General features: G+C 66.9%; 20 protein-coding genes and 1 riboswitch. Of the genes, 12 read left to right on the top strand and 8 right to left on the bottom strand.

The features are described from left to right. Position 1 precedes the first annotated feature (1 nt). On the top strand, positions 2–3,142 hold the full coding sequence (locus AC1DHX_RS08965) for an efflux RND transporter permease subunit (RefSeq protein ID WP_476858380.1): 3,141 nt from the start codon (positions 2–4) through the stop codon (positions 3,140–3,142). 27 nt (positions 3,143–3,169) lie between these two features. Here the strand turns inward: AC1DHX_RS08965 and AC1DHX_RS08960 are convergent, their stop codons facing one another. After that, the gene (locus AC1DHX_RS08960; RefSeq protein ID WP_476899962.1) at positions 3,170–4,273 is read right to left on the bottom strand and encodes a serine hydrolase; all 1,104 of its coding nucleotides are present in this window, start codon (positions 4,271–4,273) and stop codon (positions 3,170–3,172) included. Positions 4,274–4,423: 150 nt separating this feature from the next. On the opposite strand from AC1DHX_RS08960, the gene AC1DHX_RS08955 reads away from it, so the two are divergent. From AC1DHX_RS08955 to AC1DHX_RS08935, 5 genes are all read left to right on the top strand, one after another. Next, the gene (locus tag AC1DHX_RS08955) at positions 4,424–4,981 is read left to right on the top strand and encodes a dihydrofolate reductase family protein (RefSeq protein WP_476858378.1); all 558 of its coding nucleotides are present in this window, start codon (positions 4,424–4,426) and stop codon (positions 4,979–4,981) included. 138 nt (positions 4,982–5,119) lie between these two features. Beyond that, complete coding sequence (locus AC1DHX_RS08950) at positions 5,120–5,929, top strand: phosphatase PAP2 family protein (RefSeq protein WP_476858377.1); 810 nt, start codon at positions 5,120–5,122, stop codon at positions 5,927–5,929. A 2-nt stretch (positions 5,930–5,931) separates the two neighbouring features. Next, entirely contained in the window at positions 5,932–6,669 is a 738-nt protein-coding gene (locus tag AC1DHX_RS08945) for a DedA family protein (RefSeq protein ID WP_476858758.1), read from the top strand. 5 nt (positions 6,670–6,674) lie between these two features. Next, positions 6,675–7,352, top strand: coding sequence for a response regulator transcription factor (locus tag AC1DHX_RS08940; protein WP_476856849.1), 678 nt, complete (start codon positions 6,675–6,677; stop codon positions 7,350–7,352). After that, positions 7,345–8,352, top strand: coding sequence for a sensor histidine kinase (locus AC1DHX_RS08935; RefSeq protein WP_476858376.1), 1,008 nt, complete (start codon positions 7,345–7,347; stop codon positions 8,350–8,352). The genes AC1DHX_RS08940 and AC1DHX_RS08935 overlap by 8 nt, the downstream gene beginning before the upstream one ends. Before the next feature lie 145 nt (positions 8,353–8,497). On the opposite strand, the gene AC1DHX_RS08930 is transcribed toward AC1DHX_RS08935, so the two are convergent. Beyond that, the gene (locus AC1DHX_RS08930) at positions 8,498–9,184 is read right to left on the bottom strand and encodes a hypothetical protein (RefSeq protein WP_476850047.1); all 687 of its coding nucleotides are present in this window, start codon (positions 9,182–9,184) and stop codon (positions 8,498–8,500) included. Positions 9,185–9,191: 7 nt separating this feature from the next. After that, a riboswitch (cyclic di-AMP (ydaO/yuaA leader) is annotated at positions 9,192–9,394 on the bottom strand. A 201-nt stretch (positions 9,395–9,595) separates the two neighbouring features. Here AC1DHX_RS08930 and AC1DHX_RS08925 point away from each other — a divergent pair. Next, entirely contained in the window at positions 9,596–9,844 is a 249-nt protein-coding gene (locus AC1DHX_RS08925; RefSeq protein WP_223916806.1) for a hypothetical protein, read from the top strand. Continuing rightward, positions 9,841–11,046 carry a cation:proton antiporter gene (locus AC1DHX_RS08920; RefSeq protein WP_476858375.1) on the top strand — a complete coding sequence of 402 codons (1,206 nt, stop codon included), beginning with the start codon at positions 9,841–9,843 and terminating at the stop codon, positions 11,044–11,046. Before AC1DHX_RS08925 ends, AC1DHX_RS08920 begins: the two co-directional genes overlap by 4 nt. Before the next feature lie 58 nt (positions 11,047–11,104). Here AC1DHX_RS08920 and AC1DHX_RS08915 read toward each other — a convergent pair whose 3' ends face one another. Continuing rightward, complete coding sequence (locus AC1DHX_RS08915) at positions 11,105–11,809, bottom strand: DNA alkylation repair protein (protein ID WP_476858374.1); 705 nt, start codon at positions 11,807–11,809, stop codon at positions 11,105–11,107. A gap of 125 nt (positions 11,810–11,934) precedes the next feature. Here AC1DHX_RS08915 and AC1DHX_RS08910 point away from each other — a divergent pair, with 125 nt between their 5' ends. From AC1DHX_RS08910 to AC1DHX_RS08900, 3 genes are all read left to right on the top strand, one after another. Beyond that, complete coding sequence (locus AC1DHX_RS08910; RefSeq protein ID WP_476858373.1) at positions 11,935–12,540, top strand: hypothetical protein; 606 nt, start codon at positions 11,935–11,937, stop codon at positions 12,538–12,540. Between the two features lie 344 nt (positions 12,541–12,884). Then, on the top strand, positions 12,885–13,682 hold the full coding sequence (locus tag AC1DHX_RS08905) for an esterase/lipase family protein (protein WP_476858757.1): 798 nt from the start codon (positions 12,885–12,887) through the stop codon (positions 13,680–13,682). A gap of 268 nt (positions 13,683–13,950) precedes the next feature. Further along, entirely contained in the window at positions 13,951–15,069 is a 1,119-nt protein-coding gene (locus AC1DHX_RS08900) for a glycoside hydrolase family 16 protein (protein WP_476899961.1), read from the top strand. Positions 15,070–15,160: 91 nt separating this feature from the next. On the opposite strand, the gene AC1DHX_RS08895 is transcribed toward AC1DHX_RS08900, so the two are convergent. Then, on the bottom strand, positions 15,161–15,814 hold the full coding sequence (locus AC1DHX_RS08895; RefSeq protein WP_230010018.1) for an aspartate/glutamate racemase family protein: 654 nt from the start codon (positions 15,812–15,814) through the stop codon (positions 15,161–15,163). A 304-nt stretch (positions 15,815–16,118) separates the two neighbouring features. On the opposite strand from AC1DHX_RS08895, the gene AC1DHX_RS08890 reads away from it, so the two are divergent. Then, entirely contained in the window at positions 16,119–16,457 is a 339-nt protein-coding gene (locus tag AC1DHX_RS08890; protein ID WP_476858371.1) for a hypothetical protein, read from the top strand. Positions 16,458–16,466: 9 nt separating this feature from the next. On the opposite strand, the gene AC1DHX_RS08885 is transcribed toward AC1DHX_RS08890, so the two are convergent. From AC1DHX_RS08885 to AC1DHX_RS08870, 4 genes are all read right to left on the bottom strand, one after another. Next, the gene (locus AC1DHX_RS08885; RefSeq protein ID WP_476858370.1) at positions 16,467–17,147 is read right to left on the bottom strand and encodes a glycoside hydrolase family 16 protein; all 681 of its coding nucleotides are present in this window, start codon (positions 17,145–17,147) and stop codon (positions 16,467–16,469) included. 171 nt (positions 17,148–17,318) lie between these two features. Continuing rightward, positions 17,319–18,290 carry a dienelactone hydrolase family protein gene (locus AC1DHX_RS08880; protein ID WP_476858369.1) on the bottom strand — a complete coding sequence of 324 codons (972 nt, stop codon included), beginning with the start codon at positions 18,288–18,290 and terminating at the stop codon, positions 17,319–17,321. Positions 18,291–18,476: 186 nt separating this feature from the next. Continuing rightward, complete coding sequence (locus AC1DHX_RS08875; RefSeq protein WP_476858368.1) at positions 18,477–18,905, bottom strand: nuclear transport factor 2 family protein; 429 nt, start codon at positions 18,903–18,905, stop codon at positions 18,477–18,479. Between the two features lie 231 nt (positions 18,906–19,136). Further along, positions 19,137–22,601 (bottom strand): Ig-like domain-containing protein, encoded by a 3,465-nt coding sequence (locus tag AC1DHX_RS08870; RefSeq protein ID WP_476899960.1) that lies wholly within the window; start codon positions 22,599–22,601, stop codon positions 19,137–19,139. Between the last annotated feature and the right edge of the window lie 81 nt (positions 22,602–22,682).

The raw sequence follows: 22,682 nt of genomic DNA, 5'->3' as shown, positions 1-22,682 counted from the left end.
CATGCGCTGGCTCATCGGGATCAGCCTCCGTTTCAAGACGGTTGTTGTCGCCCTCGCGTGCGCCGTGATGCTGCTCGGTTCCCTGCAGTTGGGTGCCGCTTCCGTGGATGTCTTCCCGGAGTTCGCCCCGCCGCGCGTCGAAATCCAGACCGCATGCCTCGGGTTGACCGCCCAGGAAGTCGAAGAGCTCGTCAGTGTGCCGATCGAGGCCGCGGTCAGCGGCATGCCGGGTCTGGACGAGATACGGTCCAAGTCCGTGCCCCAGCTGTCCTCGATCGTGCTGCTCTTCCATCAGGGCACTGACCTGCTCAACGCCCGTCAGCTCGTATCGGAACGGATGGCTTCGGTGACTGCGGCGCTGCCCACGTGGGCGGCCCCGCCGGTGATGCTGCAGCCGCTGTCCGCGACCAGCCGCGTGATGAAGATCGGGATGACATCGTCGGAACATTCGCTCATCGAAATGTCCATGCTGTCCTACTGGACCATCCGGGCCCGGCTGCTGCGGGTCCCCGGGGTGGCCAACGTGGCCATCTGGGGCGAGCGGCTCCAGATGCTGCAGGTCCAGGTGGAACCTGACAAGCTCAAGGCCCAGAACGTCTCCCTCAACCAGGTCATGGAAGTCACCGCCGGCGCCCTCGACGCCGGGCTGCTKAAATACTCGCCCGGACGCTTCATCGGCACCGGCGGCTTCATTGACAGTCCCACCCAGAGGATGGGGGTCCGGCACGTCCAGCCGATCCAGACCCCCGCCGATCTGGCCCAGGTGACCATTCGGGAAAAGGACGGCGTGGCGCTGCACCTGGGCGACGTTGCCCAGGTTGTCGAGGACCATCAGCCGCTCATTGGTGACGCCGTGATCAACAACGGGCACGGGCTCATGCTGATCGTCGAGAAGCTGCCCTGGGGCAACACACTCGACGTGACCAAAGGCGTGGAGGAGGCCCTCCACGAACTGCAGCCGGGCCTGAGCGGTATCAACTTCGACACCACGATCTTCCGGCCCGCCAGCTTCGTTGAGGAGGCGATCTCCAACCTCAGCATCGCGCTGCTGCTGGGCTGCCTGCTGGTCGTCATGATCCTCGTGGCGTTCCTCTTCCAGTGGCGCACGGCCCTGATCAGCATCGTCGCAATTCCGTTGTCCCTGCTCACCGCCGCACTGGTGCTCTATTTCACCTCCAGTGCGATCAACACGATGGTCCTCGCGGGGCTGGTCATAGCCGTGGGCGTCGTGGTCGATGATGCGATCATCGACGTCGAGAACATCATGCGCCGGCTTCGGCAGCGACGCGCCCAGGGCAGTGACGAATCTGCGGCGTCGGTGGTTTTGAAGGCCTCCCTGGAGATGCGGAGCCCGATCGTCTACGCGACCCTGATCATTGTGGTCGCCGCCGTACCGATCTTTTTCCTGGACGGGCTGACCGGCGTCTTCTTCCGGCCGTTGGCCGTCTCCTACACCCTGGCTGTCCTGGCCTCCATGTTCGTGGCGCTGACAGTGACGCCGGCCCTTGCCCTGATTCTGCTGGGCAACGCCAAACTGAAAGAACGCGATGCGCCGCTGGTCCGTGTGCTCAAACGCGGCTACCACGCCGCCCTGTCCAAGGCCATGAACCGGCCCCGGTTCGGCTACGCAGGCTTTGGCGTGCTTGCCGTCGTGGGCTTGCTCCTCGCTCCCCTGATGGGCTCGTCCCTGTTCCCCACGTTCAAGGAACGGGACTTCCTGATGCACTGGATCTCGGAACCGGGAACCTCTGCCGCGGAAGAGTTCCGGATCTCCCAGCGCGGCTGTGAGGAATTCCTCAAGGTCCCTGGCGTCCTGAACTGCGGCACGCACATCGGGCAGGCATTCGCCGCGGACGAAATCGTCGGTGTCAATGCCGGCGAACACTGGATCAGCATCGACCGCCACGCCGACTACGACGAGACGGTGGCCGCCGTGGAGGAAGTGGTCAAAGGTTACCCGGGGCTGCACCGTGACGTCCAGACCTATCTGAAGGAGCGGATTGAAGAGGTCATCACCGGCGCCAGCGAGCCCATCCTGGTCCGGGTCTACGGAGACGACCTCAACGTGCTCCGGGAACAGGCCCAACGGGTCAAGACCATCATGGACTCGATTCAGGGCACCCAGAACCCGCACGTCTCCCTCGAGGTGGAAGTCCCCCAGATCGCCGTGACGGTTGACCTGGCCGCGGCGCAGAAGTACGGCCTCAAACCGGGAGATGTCCGGCGTGCGGCCGCGACACTCGTGGCAGGCGAGGAAGTCGGCGACGTCTTCCGGGACGGCCGGGCCTACGACGTCCAGGTCTGGAGCACCCCGGCCACCCGCTCGTCCGTCACCGCCATCGAGGATCTGCCCATCGATACGCCCAGCGGAGCGCGGGTTCGCCTCGCCGACGTCGCCGACGTGAGCCTGCAGGCGACGCCGAACCAGATTGACCGCACCAACGGATCCCGCCGCGTCGAGGTGGGATCCTTCCTGGCCCAGGGAGCGGACTTGGGAACCGTAGCCGGCGAGCTGAAGTCGAGGCTGGAGAACTTGGATCTGCCAGCAGGATACAGCGTGCAGCTTCTCGGCGAATACACCGAGCGCGAGGCGGCAACGAACCGCCTGATGATCTACTCCGCGGCGGCCCTTGTCCTGATCCTCCTGCTGCTGCAGGCGTCCTTCCGCAGCTGGCGGCTGGCCGTCCTGTCGCTGCTGACGCTGCCAGTCGCCCTGGTGGGCGGGGTCATAGCCGCCTACATGACCGGCGGCGTCCTGTCCCTCGGGTCCCTCGTTGGCTTCCTCACGGTGATGGGGATCGCCGCGCGCAACGGCATCCTGCTGATCAACCACTGCCAGCATCTGGAAACCTATGAAGGCCAAACCTTTGGCCGCGACCTGGTGATGCGCGGGGCGGCGGAGCGGCTCTCGCCCATCCTCATGACCACCCTGGCCACCGGGCTTGCCCTGGTACCCCTGGTTGTCATGGGCAACATCCCGGGCCATGAAATTGAACACCCCATGGCCGTGGTTATCCTGGGCGGCCTGGTCACCTCCACCCTGCTCAATCTGTTCATCGTGCCCTCGCTCTATCTCCGGTTCGCCAAGTCCAAGAAGACCAGGGAGAGGGAGCGCGCTGCCGCCGGGCCGGTGTCCGTCTAACAGCTGCAGGCGTCAGAACCTCAACCATCAGAACAGGGCGGCGGTCACGGTCCGGGTGAGCTGCTGAATGATCTGGGTGCGGGGGCCCATATCGGAGTAATTCCTGCCGCGGGTGTACACGACGAACACGAAGGCCCGGCCGTCCTTGTCCAAGACGGCCGCGTCATGCAGGTTTCCGAACAGCAGCCCGTACTTGTGGTGAACCCCTACCCCGGGCGGAACCGCCGGCGGGATCAGTGTCTCAAAGTTGGTGTTCTGCATATAGGACAGGAGCTGGGCGGTGTTGCGGGCATTGAGCAGCTGTCCCGTGTAGAGCAACTGGAGGGTCCTGGCCATTTCTGCGGGAGTCAGCAGGTTGACCGTGCGGTCGTAGGTGATCCCGATCGAGGCGGCGTAATCCGTGATGCCCCACTGGCCGACCGCCCGCAGGATCAGCGCCCACGAGTCGTTGTTGCTCTGCTGGACCATCCGGCGGATCTGGGTGCCGGCAGTCGAGTTGCCCATGGGGGCGGTCAGCGAGGCGCGGCCGGTCTCAACGAGGTGGTAATACGCCGACGCGGCCAGAATCTTTGCCGTGCTGGCGGCCACAAACTTGTCCTGGATCCCGTAGCCGTGGACCACGCCGTCGGAGACATCGATCAAGGACACCCCCAGGGCATAGGCACTGTTGGCCGCGATGATCCCGTTGATCTGGCTGTCCAGTTCCGGGTCAATGGCCGGGACCGCGACGRCAGGCACGGCGGGGATCTCAGCGGGCTTCCCGGCGGCCGCCGTGACGGCGCCGGCCGCGGGCGAAGCAGTTGCTGGCGAAGCAGTTGCGGGCAGGTCAGATGCCGGCGGAACGGTCCGGCCGGCATCCGTGACCGGCGCCGTCGGCGTCGCTGCGGCGGCCGGCGGGTCAACGGGTAGCGCCGCCTGGACGCCTGCATAGACGCCGGCAGCCACAAGGGCCAGTGCGACGGCGGCCGCCGTCAGATACTGTCGCCGGGTCCTCCCCTCACGCCGGGCGCGGGACCGCGGACCGGGCCGGGAACCGTCGTTGGCCCGGTGCCCGCCGGAGCGGTAGTGCCGCGGCGCCGGCTCAGGCTTCCGGACCGGCCCCGTGCTGTTGTTCGAATCGTTCGCAGGCATCATTCTTCCCCGAAGGTGACTGACCGCGGTGGGGMCATGGACCAGCATTCTTCCCGCTGGCGGCTTCCCGCGCAAGGGCACGGCTCCGGGAAAATGTGGGTCTGCCATCCGAAGCAGCGGCGTACGCTGGTGAAAACGTAAGGAGCGGCGATGCGCAAAATCATCCTGGCCATGCAGGTGTCCCTCGACGGATTCTTCGAGGGCCCGGACCGCGACATCAGCTGGCACATGGTCGACGACGAGCTGCACCGCCATTTCAACCAACAGCTCAGCACCATGGGTGCCTTCCTTGACGGCCGCGTCACTTACGAGCTGATGGAAGAGTTCTGGCCCACCGCGGACCAGGAYCCGGCCGCCGGCGCAGTGATGGCCGAGTTCGCCCGGATCTGGCGGGACATGCCCAAGATCGTGTACTCGCGGACGCTGACAACTGCCGCCTGGAACACCACTGTGGTCCGGGATGTGGTGCCGGAAGAAGTGCTGGCCCTGAAAGAGCGGCCGGGCGGGGACCTGGCCCTCGGCGGGGCAGAACTGGCCGACACCTTCCGGCGGTTCGGGCTGATCGACGAATACTGGCTGTACGTCCATCCGGTCCTGATCGGACAGGGCCGGCCCCTGTTCAAGGCTGCGGACAGCAAAGCCCAGCTCCGGCTGCTGGAGACGCGCGCCTTCGGCAACGGGGTGGCGCTGTTGCGCTACGCCGCGTAGCCGGCACGGAGCAGCCGGGCCTGCGGCACCCCGCTGCGGCCGGCGCTGCGTCACTTTCTTAAGCGTTTCTTAACGGGCTGGCGGAAGAGTGGGAGTCGTCGCCTGTCCGGGCGCCCTTGTCCCGAGCCGGAGGATCCCATGACTGGACCTGCCCCTGTTAAGAGCGATGCGCCGCTGGGCGGTGCCGGAGCACTCAGCCGAAGTGGAGCACCAAGCCGTCCCGACGCCGTGCGCCCCGCCGCGGGTCCCCGGCTGTGGGCCCTCCCCCAGGTCCGCCACTGGTTAGTGCTGGGCGTCCTGCTGTCGGCCGCCGTCGTGGCATTGGGCCTGGCGGCGCAGCTGACACCCGGCTTCAGTGCCGCCGAGCTCGGGGTCGATCAGGACCTGAGCCAGCACCACGCCGCCGCCCTGACCGCCGTCGCGATGGCGCTGAATGTTGTGTTTGGCCCGGTGGCGGGCCTCGCGCTGATCGGCGCCGCGGCGCTGTACATCTGGCTGTTCCGCGGCGGCCTGGCCAAGGCGATTGCCTTCGGCCTCGTGGCATCATCCGGCTGGGTGGCAAGTGAATTCTTCAAGCTCCTCGTGGCCCGCCAGCGGCCCAGCCCTGCCCTGCTGTTCGAYCCCCTGGCTCCGGAAACGGGTTCCAACAGCTTYCCSAGCGGCCACGTGTCCTTTGCGGTGGCACTGGGATTCGCAGTGTACTTCCTGGCCCGTGGAACCCGCTGGGCCAAGGTCACGGCCCTCGCGGCGGCCGTGATGGCCCTCGTCGTAGCCTGGTCACGGCTGTACATCGGCGTTCACTACCCCACTGATGTCGCGGCGTCGTTCCTGGCCTCGAGCGCGGCCGTGGTCCTGCTCGCGGGACTGTGGAACCTTCTCGCGCCGCGGATAGCGGAGCGGATTCGGGCCCGTTCGGGCAGCCGGCCGCTGGGCAGTGAGGAGAAATGAGAATGCCCGCCATGGACGTTTTTGCCGCCCTTCCGGCCGTCCACGCCGCCGCAACACTGTCCCTGCTGGACCCGGCAAGCCTGCTCGCCGGGTTGGGCCCGGCCGCCCTGGGTGTGATCGCGGTGATGGTCTTCATCGAATCGGGCGTGCTCTTTCCCTTCCTGCCCGGCGACTCCCTGTTGTTCACAGCAGGACTTCTGCACCAGCAGCTGCAACTGACGTTGCCTGTGCTGATCGGCGTCGTCACCGCGGCCGCGGTCGCCGGGGACCAGGTCGGTTACATGCTCGGACGGAAATTTGGCCGGCGATGGTTCAAGGACGACGCCCGGATCCTGAAGACAGCGCACCTGACCACCACGGAGGACTTCTTCCGCCGCCACGGCGGGGCCGCCGTCGTGCTGGCCCGCTTCGTCCCCATGGTCCGGACGTTTGCTCCGCTGACCGCCGGGACCGCGCGCTATGACTACAAATCCTTCACCCTGTGGAATATCACCGGCGCCGTCGCGTGGGCAGCCTCCGTGACGATGCTTGGCACCTGGCTGGGGCACTTTGACATCATCGCCAGGAACATCGACGCCATCGTCGTGGCCATGGTGCTCGTCTCCGTCGTGCCGGGGGTGGTGCAGCTCCTCAAACGCCGCCGGAACTCCCGCGGCGCAGCCGCAGACAAAGCCGCCGGCGACACGGCAGAAGAACCCGGGGCCGGACTGCGGACTGAGGAAATGGCCGCGGAAGAATAGCTGACATGACCTCCGCTGACCTTCCGTCCCTGCTGCTCGTCGAGGACGACGCCGTCCTGGGACCGCTCATCGCCGAGCTCCTGGACCCGGACTACCGGGTCCAGTTGGTCACCAACGGCCGCGACGGCCTCCACCAGGGGCTGACCGGGAGCTGGGACATCATGGTGGTGGACCGCGGGCTGCCCGGCATGGACGGCATCGCCCTCATTACGGCTTTGCGCTCGAAAGGCATTGCCACGCCCATCCTGATCCTGACCGCGCTGGGCGATGCCGACGAAAAAGTCAGGGGCCTGGACGCCGGAGCCAACGATTACGTGACCAAGCCGTTCGACGCCGGCGAACTGGCAGCACGCCTGCGCGCACTGACGCGGACTTTCACTCCCCCGGCCCCGGCACCGGTGGCGATCGGGGACTGGGAACTGGATCCAACGCAGCGCTCCGTCCGTTCCGTCTACGGGCAAACGGTGTCACTGACCGCAAAGGAAGGCCAGCTGCTGGCTGCCCTGGCCGCGGAACCGGACCGCGTCTTCACCCGGGATGAGCTCCTCGCGGCGTGCTTCCACGCCTCGGAACAGCCCGGCGTGATCGATACCTATGTTCATCACCTGCGCCGGAAGATCTCCAAAGCAGTGATCCGCACGGTGCACGGCCTCGGATACCAGATCGGCGAAGCCCATGAGTGACGGCCGGCCGGCCGGCGGAAATCCGGACCACTCCATCCTGCGCAAGGCTTCCCTCAAGGTCGCGGTGCGGATCAGTGCTGCGTGCGCGGTCATGGTTCTCGGGCTGCTCGCCGCCACGGCGCTGTACCTCACGAACCAACTGGCCCATCCTGAAGTGCCGGGCTCGGCGGCGGCCGGGACGGCCTACACCTACCTGGATTCCAAGGACGTCCTCGAAGCCATGATCATCGCCGGGGTGGCGGGAATCCTGCTGGCCGGAATCGTCGGGTGGCTCAGTGCGCGCAGCGCGATTCGTCCCCTCAGTGATGCCCTGGCAAGGGAGCGGCGTTTTGTCCAGGACGCCAGCCACGAATTGCGCACGCCATTGACCATCCTGGACACCAGGATCCAGCTGGCCCAGCGCAACACTGTGCCCGGCTCCAGGCAAAGCCACGACCTGGCCCGGATCCGGGAGGACGCCGCGACGCTGACAGGGATTGTCAACGAACTGCTCCTCGCGGCAACCGCGGAGGCCCCGGACCGTTCCGCGCCCCCTGCCGACCTCGCCGAGGCTGCCGCCAGCGTCGCCGGCAGCCTCCAGCAGGTGGCAGAGCAGCGCCAGGTGCGTCTGGAATTCTCCGCCGATGCCCGGCCGCTGGCCCGGATCGAGAAGAATGCGCTGCGGCGTGCCGTGCTGGCCCTGGCGGACAACGCGCTGGCCCACACGCCTCCGGGCGGCCGCGTGTCCATCACGACCTCAATCGAGCAGAAGCGCGCCGTGATCACGGTGGCGGACTCCGGGACCGGAATCACCGGCGTCGATCAGGCCCGGATCTTTGACCGGTTCGTGCGGACGGCCGGCACCGGCACCTCACAGGGACAGCGGAGCTTTGGCATCGGCCTGGCCCTGGTCCGGGAGATTGCTGTCGCGGCCGGGGGCACCGTCGAGGTGGCCGCGACGGGCGACGAGGGAACCGTCATGAAGTTGACGCTTCCGCTCATGGGCAGCGGGAATCCCTGAGGTCCATCCGCCGGGGAAAGATATGCCATCGGGATCCCGGACTCCCGAATGCGGAGACAGGAAAGACCGGCGGTCGAGTTGCCCCCAAGGGAACTCGAGCGCCGGTCTTTCCGGACTGTCTGGCCCCGGGTCGGGGCCGTGCGGCTTAGGCGCGGACGAACGTCACGCCGCCGGTCGCGGTGAGCCAGGACAGCGGGTGGACCATGGTCTGGTTCTTGCCGTTCATGCCGCCACTGACCACCTGGCCGTTGCCGGCGTAGATGCCGACGTGGCCGGACTGGACCACCATGTCACCGGGCTGCGGCGTCGCCACAACGGTTCCAAGGCCAAGGAACGCGCGGGGACCGATGTCGCCAACGGGCTTACCCGCGGCGCCAAGGGCCTTTTCCACCATGGCGGTGCAGTCCTGGGTGATGCCCACCTGGCTGTAGGCGGCCGAGAGCATGATGGCGTTGCGTCCGCCCGCGGGCGCCGCGGCCGGCGCTGCTGCCGGAGCTGCTGCCGGAGCGGCCTGCACCTGGATGACCGGCTTGGCCGGAGCCTTGGGCGCTGCCGCCGGGGCTGCAGCGGGAGCCGGAGCCGGTGCGACGGGCTGTTCGATGACCGGCGCGGCAACAGAATCCACTGCGGGGCGCTCGAAGCTGATCTTGACGCTTGAATCGGCGCTGACGGGGGCACTGACCTGTCCGGTGACGTCGACGTTCGACGCCGGAGCAGAGTCACGCTGCACGGGGGCGGTGGCGGCGTTGGCGGCCATTCCGCTGGTCAGGACCAGGCCGGATGCGGCGGCGAGGACGGCGGCATGGCGCGCAAAAGTATTGACTGAAGTCATGAAAAATGTAGCCTCTCCCAATGCCTGCGAGGTGAGCTGTCGGATTCGGATGGGAGGCACCCGGCCGCACTCCCGGGCCCGTCGTTGCGGGCACTGTGCGGCTTCACCCCAAGACCTGCATATCAGCAGATCAAAAGTGGTTTCCCCGTCTCTGCCGGACGTTGATGCGAGTTACCCCCGGGCCGCGGCAGAGTTAGGCAATCGGCTGGGGAGCGCCCGTATCGGAGACAACAGGCACTCATCAACCGTAGCGCGAACCGCACCCGAAAGTCACATTCAGGTAACGGAGCCGTGATGCCGGGCCGCAATTTGCCCATAGGGCGGCGCCGTTTCCGAACATAGGATGATGCCATCAGCACCACCGGAAGCGGAGGCCCGAAAATGAACAGCCATTGTGTCGCCATCTGCCAGTTGAGCACTCAGCCCCAAGAGGATTTCGACGTCAACACCGAGCTGCTGATCCTCGACGGCGGGGACGTCCACGTGAGCACATGGGACGCGGAACCGCGCGACGGGGGTTTCGACGAGCACATCCTCAATGACCGGGTGGACGCGCTCGGGTACATGGTTGTCAACGACTGGGCTTTCCTGGACGGCAAGGCCTATGCGGTGGTGGAACGGCGGTCAGGCCCGGCGCCGGCCGGCCGCCGCGAACCGTGACCTTCCTGTCGCTGGCGCTGATCGCCGTCATCGCCTTGGCTGGACCCCTGCTGGCCCTGCCGGCGCGCTGGCACTTGCCTGTCATGCTGGGTGAGCTGCTGGCCGGCATCGCGATCGGGCGCTCAGGCCTGGCCCTGGTGGACCCCGCGGACCCGACGTTCACCCTGCTGGCCAATATCGGGTTTGCGCTGATGATGTTCGTGGCAGGCACCCACGTTCCCGTGCGGGATCCGCACATCCGTGGCGCCCTCGGCAAAGGCTCCCGCCGGGCGATGGTGGCCGCAGCGGCAGCGGTGGTGATCGGAACCGGCATCGGACTGCTGTTCGGGACTGGACATGCTCCCCTCTACGTCGTGCTGCTGGCCTCCTCGTCGGCCGCCCTGGTGCTTCCAATCGTCGATTCCCTGCGCCTCGGCGGGCCAGATGTCGTCGCTATGACAGCGCAGGTGGCAATAGCCGACACAGCCTGCATTGTGGCGTTGCCGCTCCTGGTGGATCCGCCCCACGCAGTCCAGGCGGCGTTGGGTGTCCTCGCGGTGACCGGGTGCGCGGTAGTGCTCTTTGTCGGCTTGCGCTGGCTGGAGCGCCAGGGAATCCGCCGGCGCGTGCACCGGCTCTCGGAAAGCCGCAAGTTTGCCCTGGAGCTACGGATCCAGCTGGCCGTGCTCTTCACCCTGGCCGGTGTCGCGACATGGAGCAATGTGTCTGTGATGATGGCAGGCTTTTCTTTCGGCCTGGTGATGGCTGCGGTCGGCGAACCGCGGCGGCTGGCCCGGCAACTGTTCGCGCTCAGCGACGGCTTCCTGGGTCCGCTCTTCTTCGTGTGGCTGGGTGCATCGCTGACGCTAAGGGACCTGGCCGGGCACCCGGACATGATGGCCCTCGGCCTGTTGCTGGGGGCCGGGGCCCTGCTGGCCCACGCCGACCTGGCTTTCCTGGGACTCCCACTGTCGCTGGGGGTGTTGTCGGCGGCCCAGCTTGGCGTACCGGTGGCTGCGGCGAGCATCGGCACGCAGCTTCAGGTCCTGCTCCCGGGCGAGGCCGCGGCCCTGCTGGTGGGAGCGCTGGTCACCATAGCCGCGGGCGCCGGCGCCGGGTCACGGGCGGCGAGGACTTTCGCGGTCCCGGCAAATGCCGGCGGCAAGTCCGGAAATTCCGGCAGCGCCGTTGGGCAGGGCGATCCGGGGGGTCCGAAGGCCTGACAGTCCGGATGTCTAAATGCCTGGGCCAAAGCCGAGCCGGCGGCGAAATTTCGGAGGGTCATTCTCCAATGGACGTGAATTGCAGCTCCGGCCTCCACTTTGCCATCTCTGCCAGGACCCGGGAGACGGCATCCCGGACAGCTGTGCCGTCGGCGTCGAACGTCCCGCCCGGCTCGCCGAGCACCGCGTTGGCGTGCCGGAGGAACCTGTCCCAGTCCCCCGCGCCCGCGCGCAGCGCCAGCAACGGCGAGAGAAGCGCGGCCCGGCGCAGCCAGGCATCGGGCTCGCGCACCCACCGGTCCAGCACGCTGTCGGCCCGCACCCTGGCCAGAACATCGAGTCCGTCCACCAGGGGCCCGACGACGTCGACGGCGAGCGGATCCACAAGGTCCCGCACCCGCGCCTGCCGGATGAAGCCCTCCAGCCGGGTGAGGTCGGAGTTGGTCAGGAGCTTCACGTTGGCCTGCAGCAGGACCACGGCGGCCAGCCGGCGCTCGAAAACCGGCGCGGCCCCCCGTCCGGAGCCTCCGAGGGCGGAGCCCCACAGTTCGGAACTCAGCGCAGTGACCTCATCGCGGGACAGCCCGGGATAGCGGCGGCCGGCATCCCGGACCGTGCCGCGCACGGCGCCCACGGACGTGCCGTAGAACCGGAGGCCGCTGCCCGCCGGCTCCGTTTCCAGCCGCGCCTGAAGCTGCTCAGCGCGGCGCCAGGAAGCTTCGCGCTGCAGCGAGAGGTCGATGAATTCGCCGGCATCACTCACCTGTCCATTCTTTCCCCTCGCGGCTCGCGGCGGAAACGCGGTGCCAAGCTGTCCTGGGCGGTGGGCCCGGACCATCTGCCTAGACTGAACTGGCAAGCCTCCGATCGAAAGCGGTTTACGCAACCATGCACACCAAGCTGACACTCGCCATCGCACTTTCCGCCATGACGCTGGGGGTGGCAGGGTGCGCTGCCCCTGCGCCATCTACCGCACCGTCGCCCGAGTCACCTGCGGCATCCGCGGCGCCGGCCCCTGATTTCGCATTAGACATCACGGGGGCGCCCGGCCGGATCGCCCAGGCCGGCCTCACGGTGCTGACGGCGGAGGGCAACGTGGACCACTATCACGCACATCTGGACGTACTGAAGGACGGCAATCCCATCGCGGTGCCGGCCAATATCGGCATCACCACCGGAGCTGACCAAAGGGCCAACGGCATCTCAGCCCTGCACACCCACGACACCACGGGCGTGGTCCACATCGAGTCCCCTACCGCCGGCCAGGTCTTCACCCTCGGGCAGCTCCTGACGGAGTGGGGCGTCCTCGATGGCAACGGCGCCCCCGGCACCGGTGGGGGTTCGCTGGATGGCTGGACCGTTTACGTGAACGGCCGGAAGTTCGACGCCGGGATCCGGGACCTACCGTTCAAGGCGCACGACGAGATCGTCCTGTCCTACGGCACCGCGCCGGCGACGATCCAGGCCTCCTACGATTTTCCGCCCGGAGAGTGAGGTGACCGGAGAGTGAGGTGACCGGGGGCGACGGCGGGCGGCATGCCCCTACCTGCACAACTGTGCAGCAGTCTCTCCACGCAACCCCACCTGGCACCAGCGGCGTCGAAAAATGCATGCACAAACGTGCATGTTGGAGCGATCCGCGGAGCACCTTCCCTAGCGTGAATTCAGAGACGTGAGTCGGATCACAGCGGGGGCTGATCCCCTACCTCACTTCCATTTCCACAGACCGTCACAGATGACGCGTCCAACCGAAGAGGTAATCCGTGCCACACCCGAAAACGCCCGCAGCACTCGCAACCCTGGCCGCTGCGACCTTGGCGCTGCTCGGCGCATCCCTGATGGGTGTGCCGGCGGCCCAGGCCGACACCGTTGACGTTTCGCCGCCCGGCGCGAATGACTGGTCCTGCAAGCCCTCGGCAGCCCACCCCTACCCGGTGGTCCTGGTGCCGGGAACCTTCGAAAACATGGCGAAGAACTGGGCGACGATGTCGCCGGCGCTAAAGAGCCAGGGCTACTGCGTCTTCGCGCTGAACTACGGTGCGACCAACGGCGTCGACGCCACGGGCCCGGTGGCAGACTCAGCCCGTCAGCTCGCCCCGTTTGTCGACAAGGTACTGGCCTCGACCGGTGCCAGGAAAGTTGATCTCGTGGGCCACAGCCAGGGCGGCATGATGCCGCGCTACTACCTCGGTTTCCTTGGAGGCGCGGACAAGGTGAACCACCTTGTGGGCATCGCCCCGTCCAACCACGGAACCCGCGGGCTCATCACGCCGACACCGGACGCCGTTCCGCCGGCCACCTCAGTGGGAGGGTCGAATTGCCAGGCCTGCGCCGACCAGCAGGCAGGTTCACCATTCCTCACCGAGCTCAACTCCATTGGCGACACGGTTCCTGGTCCGGCCTACACGGTGATCTCCACGACGCACGACGAGGTGGTGACGCCCTACCCCAGCCAGTTCCTCGCCGGCCCGGCCCGGCAGGTCACCAATATCACCATCCAGGACAAGTGCCCAGCAGACGTGATTGACCATGACCAGGCGCCCAACGACTCCGTCACCCAGCGTCTCGTGTCCGACGCTCTTGGTCAGCCGGCCGGCCGCCCGGGCAACCCGGCGTATCAGCCCAGCTGCGTGTAGCGCGGCACCCCGGGCGGAGGCGGCATGCGGAACGTCCCGGATCCGGGAGGTTTGCGGGCTGAGGTAACGGTCCGGTAACGTTGGCGGCTGGCCGTGAGGCCCGGCCCGAATGCAGGGCCCCGGACCGCCCCTTTGCAGGGCCCCGTTGCGCCGTTCGGCGTCTGCTCGCCCATGCCTTGCGGCAGGGGCCGGATGAAACTTCCCGCATTATCCGCCGCCCAGGCAGCGTCGGTTGTGCGTGCCAGCCACGAAAGCCCGGAGGGGTCCGTTGTTCAAGAAAACACCGCTGTTCAATAAATCAACGTTCAAAGATGCACGGCCGAAGGCACGCTCCACGGCACCACAGCTCAACAAAGTAGCGATTGCGCTGAGCCTGGGCGCACTGTCCCTGACCGGCTGCAGCGCCGGTCCCACGACGGGCGCCGCAGCCGTTTCACCGGCCACCGGGGCCGCGCATTCTGCTGCGGGCTCCACGTCCCCGGCGGCAACCCAGGCCGCGCATCCTGCCGCGAAGGCCACAGCCTCGGTGGCCGCAGCGCCGAACCCGGCGGTCCCGGCGGCCCCCAAGCCTGCCACCGGCACCACCGGTGCACCTGCGGCTCCCGGAACCGATGCGGCACCTGCACGGGCCGCCGCGCCGGTCGCGCCTGCGGCTGGCGCCCAAGCGGCAGCCGCTCCGGCGCCGACGGCGGTAACGGCGCCCGTCGCTGCCCAGGCTGCCGTCGCCGCGACCGGCGACGGTTCCCAGGCCGCCACGGCACGGGGCTGGGGTTCGGTTGTCGCGGGTGACGAGTTCTCCAAGGCCGGCGCCCCCGACTCCACCAAGTGGAGCGTCTTCAAGGGATCCGGACATGCCGGCAAGGGTGTCAGGAGCCCGCAGGCCTGGTCGGTTGCCAATGGCGTGGTCACAGTCAGCGGCRACTCGGCCGGCACCACGGGCGGCATGTCGGCTAAATTTGCCCAGCAGAAATACGGCAAGTGGGAGACGCGCATGCGGACCAGCGCCCGGGACCCGGAGTACCACCCCGTGCTGATCCTGTGGCCCAACAACAACACCTCCCCCAACTGTGCCGAGATCGACTACGCCGAGGGCAGCACCAACACCGCACAGATCAAGTTCTTCCTGCACTATGCCTGCGGCGGCTCGAACTTCCAGACCACGGCGGCCAGGACGATCGACACCACCCAGTGGCACAACTAYGCAGTGGAGTGGACCCCGGCCGGCATCACCGGTTACATCGACGGCGTCAAGACCTTCTCCGACACGAACCCCGCGCACCTGCCCTCCGTGGGCATGCACCAGACACTGCAGCTGGACTGGTTCCCCGACGGGTCGGCCACCAAGCCTTCACAGATGCAGGTCGACTGGGTCCGCGTCTACAAGTAGGACCGGCAAATCGCCAGGCAGCCCCGCGCCGTACTGCGGCGCGGGGCTGCCTTGGTGTTGGCCGAGGACGCGCCGCTACAGGCGGCAGGACTCAAACCCCTTGAAGTTCCCGGGCGGCTACCGCTGAGACCAGCATCGAACCGGCTGCCGTCACGGCGTCGATCACCGGAACCCCGAGCCGGCGGCGGAGCACGTCCGCCATGCCGATGCTGCTCAGGCCCGTGCTGGCCTGGACGATCATGTCGGCGCCGGCGTCAACCAGCATGTGGGCCGCGGCGAGGGCGTCGAAAATCCCGGCAGGCATGAGGAAGGCGTCGGGTGTTTCGATCCTTCCCTGCCCGTCAATGAGCAGCATGCGTTCGCCCAGTGCATCCGAGATCGGGCCCGGTACGTGTGCGCCGAGACCCAAAACTCCAATCCGGCCGCCGAAGGTCAGAGCCGCGGCCGCCGCTGCGGAGCCCGCTCCGATGACCGGGATATCCACGGCTGCCCGGGTGGCGGCCAGCCCGGGGTCGGAGGCGCAGCTGATAATCAGGGCGTCAGCGTCCCCCGCCATGTCCCTCGCCAGGCGGACGACCTTGGGGGCCGCAGATTCGAGCGACGCCTGGTCGTAGACGCCGGACGGCTGGTCCGGAATACAGCGGGATGTGACGGTAAATCCGAATGCTTCCTGGAGGAGTTTCCCGTGGGCGTGGAGCAGGCGTCGGTCCGACGTCGTCATCACCCGGATCAGTCCAACACGCATGGCGTACTACCTTTCGAACGGATTCGTTGGTGCGAGGCTACCCGGCGAGTATTTCCGCGTCTTTTCGGGCAGATGACCAACACAAGCGCTGCAGCGGATACGCCCCGTGGCGCCGGCGGCCGTTAGCATTCCGCGGGCAGCGTCACCGTGCCTTGTGCATGAAACGTGGCGAAAACTTCGCTCCCGTGTGGGGTTGGCGGCCCGGCGTCGTTGTAGGTTTGTCACGGTGGCCCGTCTTAGGACCCGGGTACAGTACCCGGGATTGGGGGAAGGCGGCAGGCCGGTTCCGGACTCAGCCGGAACGATGACCAAAGGAACAGCCATGTCGGTGGAGCCGTCGTCCACTCCAGGACGCCTCGAAGAACAGGATCCCGAGAACTTGGTATCCGGTGCGGAACATGCCGCATCTGCCGCCGGAATCCGACATCAGGCCGCCAGAATCATTGACGCCGTCCTCGACGACAGTGCCCCGGAACAAGCCCGCGCACGGGAGCTGCTGCGCCAGCAGCTGGCTGCGCATCCCGGACATCCGGAACGGGCCCTGCTGGAGCACCTTGCGGCGTTGAAGGCTTTGGGCGGGCACCGAGAAGGGACGTCGGAGGCTGCCGGCCCGTTCCGGCCGGAATTTGCCTCGGGCGAGTAAGCGCGACGCTTACTTGTAAACGCGGATCCAGTCGACCTGCATCTGGCTGGGTTTGGTGGGCGTCCCGTTGGGAAACCAGTCCAGTTGCACCGTCTGGTGCATGCCTACCGTGGGCTGATGCGCCGGGTTCGTGTCCACAAACCACAAGGACCCGTCGACGTATCCCTCGATCCCGGCGGTGGTCCACTCGAGCGCATAGTTGTGCCACTGTGTGGTGTCGATCGTCTTGGCCGCGGTGGTCTGGAAGTTCGGGCCACCGCAGGCGTAGTGCAGGAAGAACTTGATTTGGGCGGTGTCAGCGCTCCCTTCGGCGTAGTCGATCTCGGCGCACGTGGACGAGATGTTGTTGTTCGGCCACAGGATCAGGACGGGGTGATATTGCAGATCCCGCTGGCCAATTTTCATCCTGGCCTCCCAGCGGCCGTACCGCTGTTGGGCAAACCTGGCGGACATGCCGCCGGTGGTGCCCGCGGCGTCGCCGCTGACAGTCAAGACCCCGCCGCCTACAACCAGCGCATCCGGACTCCGGATCCCCTTGCCCGCGTGCCCCGGCCCCTTGAAGACCTTCCATTTCGCGGGATCAGGCGGCCCGGCGTAACTGAATTCGTCCCCCGCCACCACTGGGCCCCAGCCGCGGACGACGGCGGCCTGCGTCCCGTCGGAGACGGCGGCTTGCGTCCCTGCGGTCACGGCGGCCRCACGGTCTATCGCCGGCGCCCGTTCCCTGGACACTGGTGCGGCACCACACCCGGCAAGGGCCAAGGCGCCTGCAGCGCTCAACGCCGCGGTCCTGCGGTTTGCGAACATCGCGTCTCCATCCGGTCGGGACATGTCCGGGCCATGCTTCAGACAAACTTGCCTTCACACATACTTGCCAAACCAGGCGAGCGTGTCGTTCCATGCGGCCGTGGCCTGCTCCTGGTAGTAGCGCGGCCCGGTGTCATTGTGGAAGGCGTGGTCCACGCCGGGATAGATCTTGAGCTCGTTCCGGACACCGGTTTTGGCCAGAGCATCCCGGAGCGCCGGCGTGGCGCCGGTGATCCGCTGGTCCAGTTCGGCGTAGACGCCGAAGACGGCCGCCTTGATGGCCGGGACCTTGTCCAGGTCAGGCGCGGGTCCGTAGAACGCCGAGGTCGCCAACAAGCCCGCGATCGCCGTCGCCGACTGCCACGTGATGCCGCCACCGAAGCAGAAGCCGTTCATGGCGATCCGCCCGTGATCAACGAAGTCCTGGGCGTTCAGGTAGTCAAAGCCGGCCGTGAAGTCGGAAACGTGACGCTGCGCCCCGGCCTGGGTCAGTGCTCCCGGGACAGCATCCGGGTCCATGCCCGCGGTACCGCCTTCCCTGCTCAGCAGGTCCAGGGCCAGAGCCGCGTATCCGGCTTTGGCGAAGCGGCGCGCCACATCCTGGATATGCGGTGTCAGCCCGCGGTTCTCGTGGCAGACCAGCACGGCCGGTCCGGCGCCCCCGTGGTCGGGCCGTGCGAGATAGCCACTGATGTCGGTGCCGCCCGATGCGAATTGCACGGTCGCCGTCGTCAGCCCGGCCGCGCCCTCCGGGACCGATAACGGGCTTTTGGCCCCCGGCACCGCGCCCGCGGACGCTGTGCCGGACCCCGGCGCGGACGACGTCCGCGTCGGCATGGGATCGGTACTGCGGGGAACCTCCTCGGGCGTGCAGCCCACCAGGAGCATCGCTGCCGAGGCCGCCGCCATGCTGCCGGTGATGAACGCCACCCGGCGCGTGAACGTGTGCTGGCTCATGGCGCCGGAGCGGTAGTCGTCGAAGAATTCCTCAATCAGGTACTTCTCAAACTTGCCAAGCTGGGTCATGGCGGGCCTCCTCAGTGTGCCGATCATCCTCCTCCGAAGTCAGATGTCCGGCAAGGGTCCTGGACAGGCCGGCCCGACGGCGCCACTTCCCAACAACGACGACGACGCCTCGACGCAGCCCCGGCACCAGGCCACAACGGTCAAACGCGCGCGCAGCCTTCTCCCAGCCGCCTGAGGCCAGCCATTTCAGTCCTCGGGTTCCGAGGGCCGGGCAGGCCGGCGCCCCGACAGCGTCTGGACTGCCTCTGCGATGCCCTCGTCCCCTCGTTCAATCTCTTGCATGTAGAGTCTTCCGCTCGTAATGAGGCCGTCCTCGATCTCGAAGATCGTCACCCCGCGCATGCCGAAGGGCCGCCCATCAGTCCGGGTGCCGGCCCAGGTCCATTCGCTCCACGTGGTATTACCGTCTTCCACGGAGCGGAGCACTTCTGCGTGAAAATCGGGAACGCCAGCGAACATCGCTGCCCAGTTCGCGTGCATCTGCGCCCGTCCCACAAATGCCCTGCCCGGGTGGACCGGCTGCACGCTTTTGTACGACTCATGGAACAACGCGGCCGCTGCCTCAAGGTCGTGGTCATTGAACGCAGCAAGCAGGCGTTGGATAAATTGGCTCATGTGATCACTCCTCGGTGTGGCGGAGCTCGTGCTCTGTTTCATGCACAGGCCCGTTAACGGGCCCCCACTAGGGCCGGGATCCGGCCAGCCCGCATCGTAAATCTACGCCTCCGCCGTCGCCCGGTTCCAGACCGATTAGGTCTGGCCGCACAGGTCCGGACCGATYGGGCCCAGACCGGTGAGGTCCAGGCGCCAATCGGTCCGGGAATTCCTGAACTGACGCGGGCACCGCTAGCCGGTAACCTTCTTCATTGTTGCGTTCCACGTCAGCCGCCCATGTTGGAAATCCGTTGCCCGGCCGACGGATACCGTGTACGAGTCGCTCGTGGGATATCCCAGCCGGCTCGTCTCCCAGCCAAGCGACGCCCACTTAGACCGGATCGCACCGGTCACCGGGTGCGCCAGGGTAGCCGGCGTCCAGTAGATCGATGCCGAACCGGAGAAGTGGTTGTAGCGCCCCACTTTATCCGGGGTGCCCTTCTCGTCCGTGATCGGGTAACGCAGCGGGCCGGTTTCCCAGCCAAGTGCCGCCCATTTGGACCGGATGGCACCTAAGACAAAGTGCGCCCCCGTCGTCGGCGACCAGAAGATCGAGTTTCCACTTGCACCTGAGAAGTGGCTGTAGTGGCCYACCCCGTCCGCCGACGCCGTAGTGTCGGAAGTCGGATAGCCAAGCCCGGTCTCCCAGCCCAGGGACGCCCACTTGGCGCGGACCGCACCCGTCACCGAGTGCGCCCTGGTTGTCGGAGACCAGTAAATTGATGCCCCGCCGGCACCGGAGAAGTGGTTGTATCGTCCCACCCCGTCCGGACTGCGCGTCTCGTCGGTGATCGGATACCCCAGGGGTCCTGTCTCCGCGCCCAGGGCCCTCCATTTGGACCGGATCGCGCCGGTCACCGAGTGCGCCCCGGTGGTCAGCGAATAGTAGATCGAAGTCCCGCCCGCACCAGAGAAGTCGCTGTACCGTCCCACCGTGTCCGGCGACACTTTCTCGTCTGTGGTCGGGAAGCCGAAGGCACCTCCGGCGCCGCCCTCGGCCCTGTAACGCTTGTAGATCTCATTGAGGACTGCATGGGCCCCGGTCTTGGGTGACCAGCAGATCACTCCTCTGGTGTAGTCCTGGCACTTGCCTTCGCCCACGGCGTACTCCGCGGTCAGCGACCGGCCGAGGCTCGACCCGGGGCGGCCTGCGTCTATCTTCCACCCSTAGGCAGCGATGGGGTCATCGGTACCGTTCCCGGTGAGCATGACCTTCTTTGCACCCTGGCCGTCATCCGCGGTGATCAAATAATAGGTTTCTGTTGTCCCGGCCTGCACGACGGCCGTCGGCGCGAAGGTCACGGTCTGGTAGGCGGTTTCACCGGCGGGAATTTTCAAGCCCTCGGAGATCGGATCCTTAGTGGAGAAGACCCCCTGCGGCGCTTTCGCCTTCGTGATAGTCATCGGGACGTTGCCGGTGTTCTTTATCTCGAAGGCCCTGGTAACCGACGTCCCGGCGGGGACGTCACCGAAATCCAGTGAGCGCGGCATCTCCAGGTGCGCCGCGCCGGAGACGGCGGTCGCGGCCACCTTGACGGTCACTTTCCCGCGGTCGCTGGAGACCGCGACCGTATCGGTCACCGGAGCCGCCGATGTGGGGCTGAAGCTCATGGACACCGCAATCGATGCGAGGGGCTGGATGGTCTGGCCCACGACCGGAACCGTGGCCGGATCGACCCTGAGTTGGGAGTTAGCCGGCAACGCGACTCCGGTGATCTTGGCAACGGTTGTGCCCGTGTTGACGATGTTGACCGTCTGCCGGCTGACCGTTTTTGTCGGGACGTCGGTGAACTGGACCACGGCAGGAGTCGCGCCCAGGCCCTCCTTCGTGCCGACGCCGTGGACGCCGAGGAGGTCGGTCTCGCCGTCGGCCGTTTTGACCGTCAGGGTGCCGTCCGCCTGGCCCGGAACGGTCGGCGAGAAGGTCACGGGTACCGTCATGCTCGCGCCCTTGGCCAACTTCCGGGGCATCGTGAGCCCGGTTCCGATTTTGAACGGGTCGCGCGTCGTGATAGAGCTGACTGTTACCGCCCGCGACGCGGTGWTCGTTACGCTCCCGGTCACGGAGGTGCCCACCTTGGCGTTACCGAGGTCGGTGTCCTTTGCCCCTACCGCCGATGTTGTCGGGGCGCCGAAGCCCATGACGTGCCCGTCCCGGGTGCCCACGTACACACGGCCCTTGTCAGTGGCCACCGAAGAGAACTTGGCCCCAATACCCAAGGGGGAGCTAAACACTTCCTTGAGGTTTCCCGTATTGTCCGGGATTGCCCGGTAGGCGCGCAGTTCCGCATCGGCCCCGGTGCCAGCGCTGACATAGACCACCCAGACAAGTGCGGAGGACCCGTCTTTACCGGTGGACGTCACTACCGGCGAACCGGAGCTGAATCCGAACATGCCGGCGGAGGTCCCGACGGCGGCAAGGCTGACACCGCCCGCAGCGCTCGTCACGATCTTGAACGCGCGAAGGTACCCGTTGCTCTCGACGACGTAGAGGTAGCCACCGTTGGTGGTCCCGAGAAACCCGGGCTTTCCCCACACTCCGCTGTACGGACCGGCTTTGTCCAGGACGGCGTCGGTTCCGCCTGGCCCCTGCGCCATGCCGCCCAAATTGTCCCGGTCCAGCAGGTACATGGTGCCGTCTTTACCGATTTGGGCCAGCAGGTGCGGGTGTGCCACGGTGCCATAGCCGTCCGGGATCGCGACGGGAGCGCCGGAGCCTAGATCGGCGTCGTTACGGTTCAGCTTCGCGTTGTCGGCCGGGCTGAAAAAGTCGGTGGGTTTCAGATTGCCGTCGCTGCCGACCCGGAGCCGGACCACCGCCTCCGCCAGCGTGGTGGGGGGCTTCGATCCCGGCCCGGGCTTGGGGGAAATGCCGTTCCCCGTGGTGAGCAGGATTTGACCCGGACCGTCGGACACCAGTCCACCGCCGGATTGCCAGATCCCGCCCTCGGCGTTGGCGTTGCCCGATTCGGTCGCCCACATCGTCGTCTGCCGGCCGGCGGTCGATACGCCGACGACATAACCCACGAAGGGGGTGTAGTCGCAGTGGCTGGCGAACCCTGCGTAGACCACGCCGTTCAAGAGCAGCAGCCCTGGGCGCTGCATCGCCGTCATCGGGTTGAACGGGCGGGTGGGGTCATTTGTCGGGGTGCCTTGGATTGTGACAGGGAATCCTGGTTTCTCCGCGCCGGTCGCCACATCCAGGGAGTGCATGTACCAGTGCGGGAACTGCTTGCTGGCCCCGTCATTCGTCTTCGCTAGCAGGAAGACGCTTTTCGTCGCCGGGTCGTAGACCGGAGTGGACGTGATTCCAATGTTGGGCGTGAGGTCACCGCAGTGAACAGTCGACGCCGGCCACGCTGGCCCGAGTTTGCGTGTCCACTTTGCCGCACCCGTGGCGCTGTCCAGCCCGTACACGGCATTGTTTTCCGTGGCGGCAATCACCGTACTGCCTACTACGAGCGGCTGGGCGTAGACCTGCCCGTCCACGGTTGCAGAGAACAGTTTGCCGAAGTTCGAGGATGCTACCGCCGACGGCGAGAGCCCGGGCTCATCCTTGTCCCATCCGGTCCGCAGCGAATCGTTGGCGATGGTCCCCACGTCCGCAACGGCGGTCTCGCCGACGGTCAGCGTGGCGAGGGCGAGTGTTGCCGACAACAGCGAAGCCCAGGCGCCTCGGGACCACGGCCGTCGTCGGGGCTCAGTGGCGTGGATCGCGGCCGCCTGCTGCCGCCGGAG

Source organism: Arthrobacter sp. 05N33_2, from assembly GCF_056397425.1.
This window is presented reverse-complemented; position numbering and strand designations above follow the sequence as displayed.

Bases quoted from the DNA above. Each gene is read 5' to 3' on its own strand.
- AC1DHX_RS08945 (WP_476858758.1), top strand. From the start codon at position 5,932: ATGCCCGCCATGGACGTTTTTGCCGCCCTTCCGGCCGTCCACGCCGCC.
- AC1DHX_RS08940 (WP_476856849.1), top strand. From the start codon at position 6,675: ATGACCTCCGCTGACCTTCCGTCCCTGCTGCTCGTCGAGGACGACGCC.
- AC1DHX_RS08935 (WP_476858376.1), top strand. From the start codon at position 7,345: ATGAGTGACGGCCGGCCGGCCGGCGGAAATCCGGACCACTCCATCCTG.
- AC1DHX_RS08930 (WP_476850047.1), bottom strand. From the start codon at position 9,184: ATGACTTCAGTCAATACTTTTGCGCGCCATGCCGCCGTCCTCGCCGCC.
- AC1DHX_RS08910 (WP_476858373.1), top strand. From the start codon at position 11,935: ATGCACACCAAGCTGACACTCGCCATCGCACTTTCCGCCATGACGCTG.
- AC1DHX_RS08905 (WP_476858757.1), top strand. From the start codon at position 12,885: ATGGGTGTGCCGGCGGCCCAGGCCGACACCGTTGACGTTTCGCCGCCC.
- AC1DHX_RS08895 (WP_230010018.1), bottom strand. From the start codon at position 15,814: ATGCGTGTTGGACTGATCCGGGTGATGACGACGTCGGACCGACGCCTG.
- AC1DHX_RS08890 (WP_476858371.1), top strand. From the start codon at position 16,119: ATGACCAAAGGAACAGCCATGTCGGTGGAGCCGTCGTCCACTCCAGGA.
- AC1DHX_RS08880 (WP_476858369.1), bottom strand. From the start codon at position 18,290: ATGACCCAGCTTGGCAAGTTTGAGAAGTACCTGATTGAGGAATTCTTC.
- AC1DHX_RS08875 (WP_476858368.1), bottom strand. From the start codon at position 18,905: ATGAGCCAATTTATCCAACGCCTGCTTGCTGCGTTCAATGACCACGAC.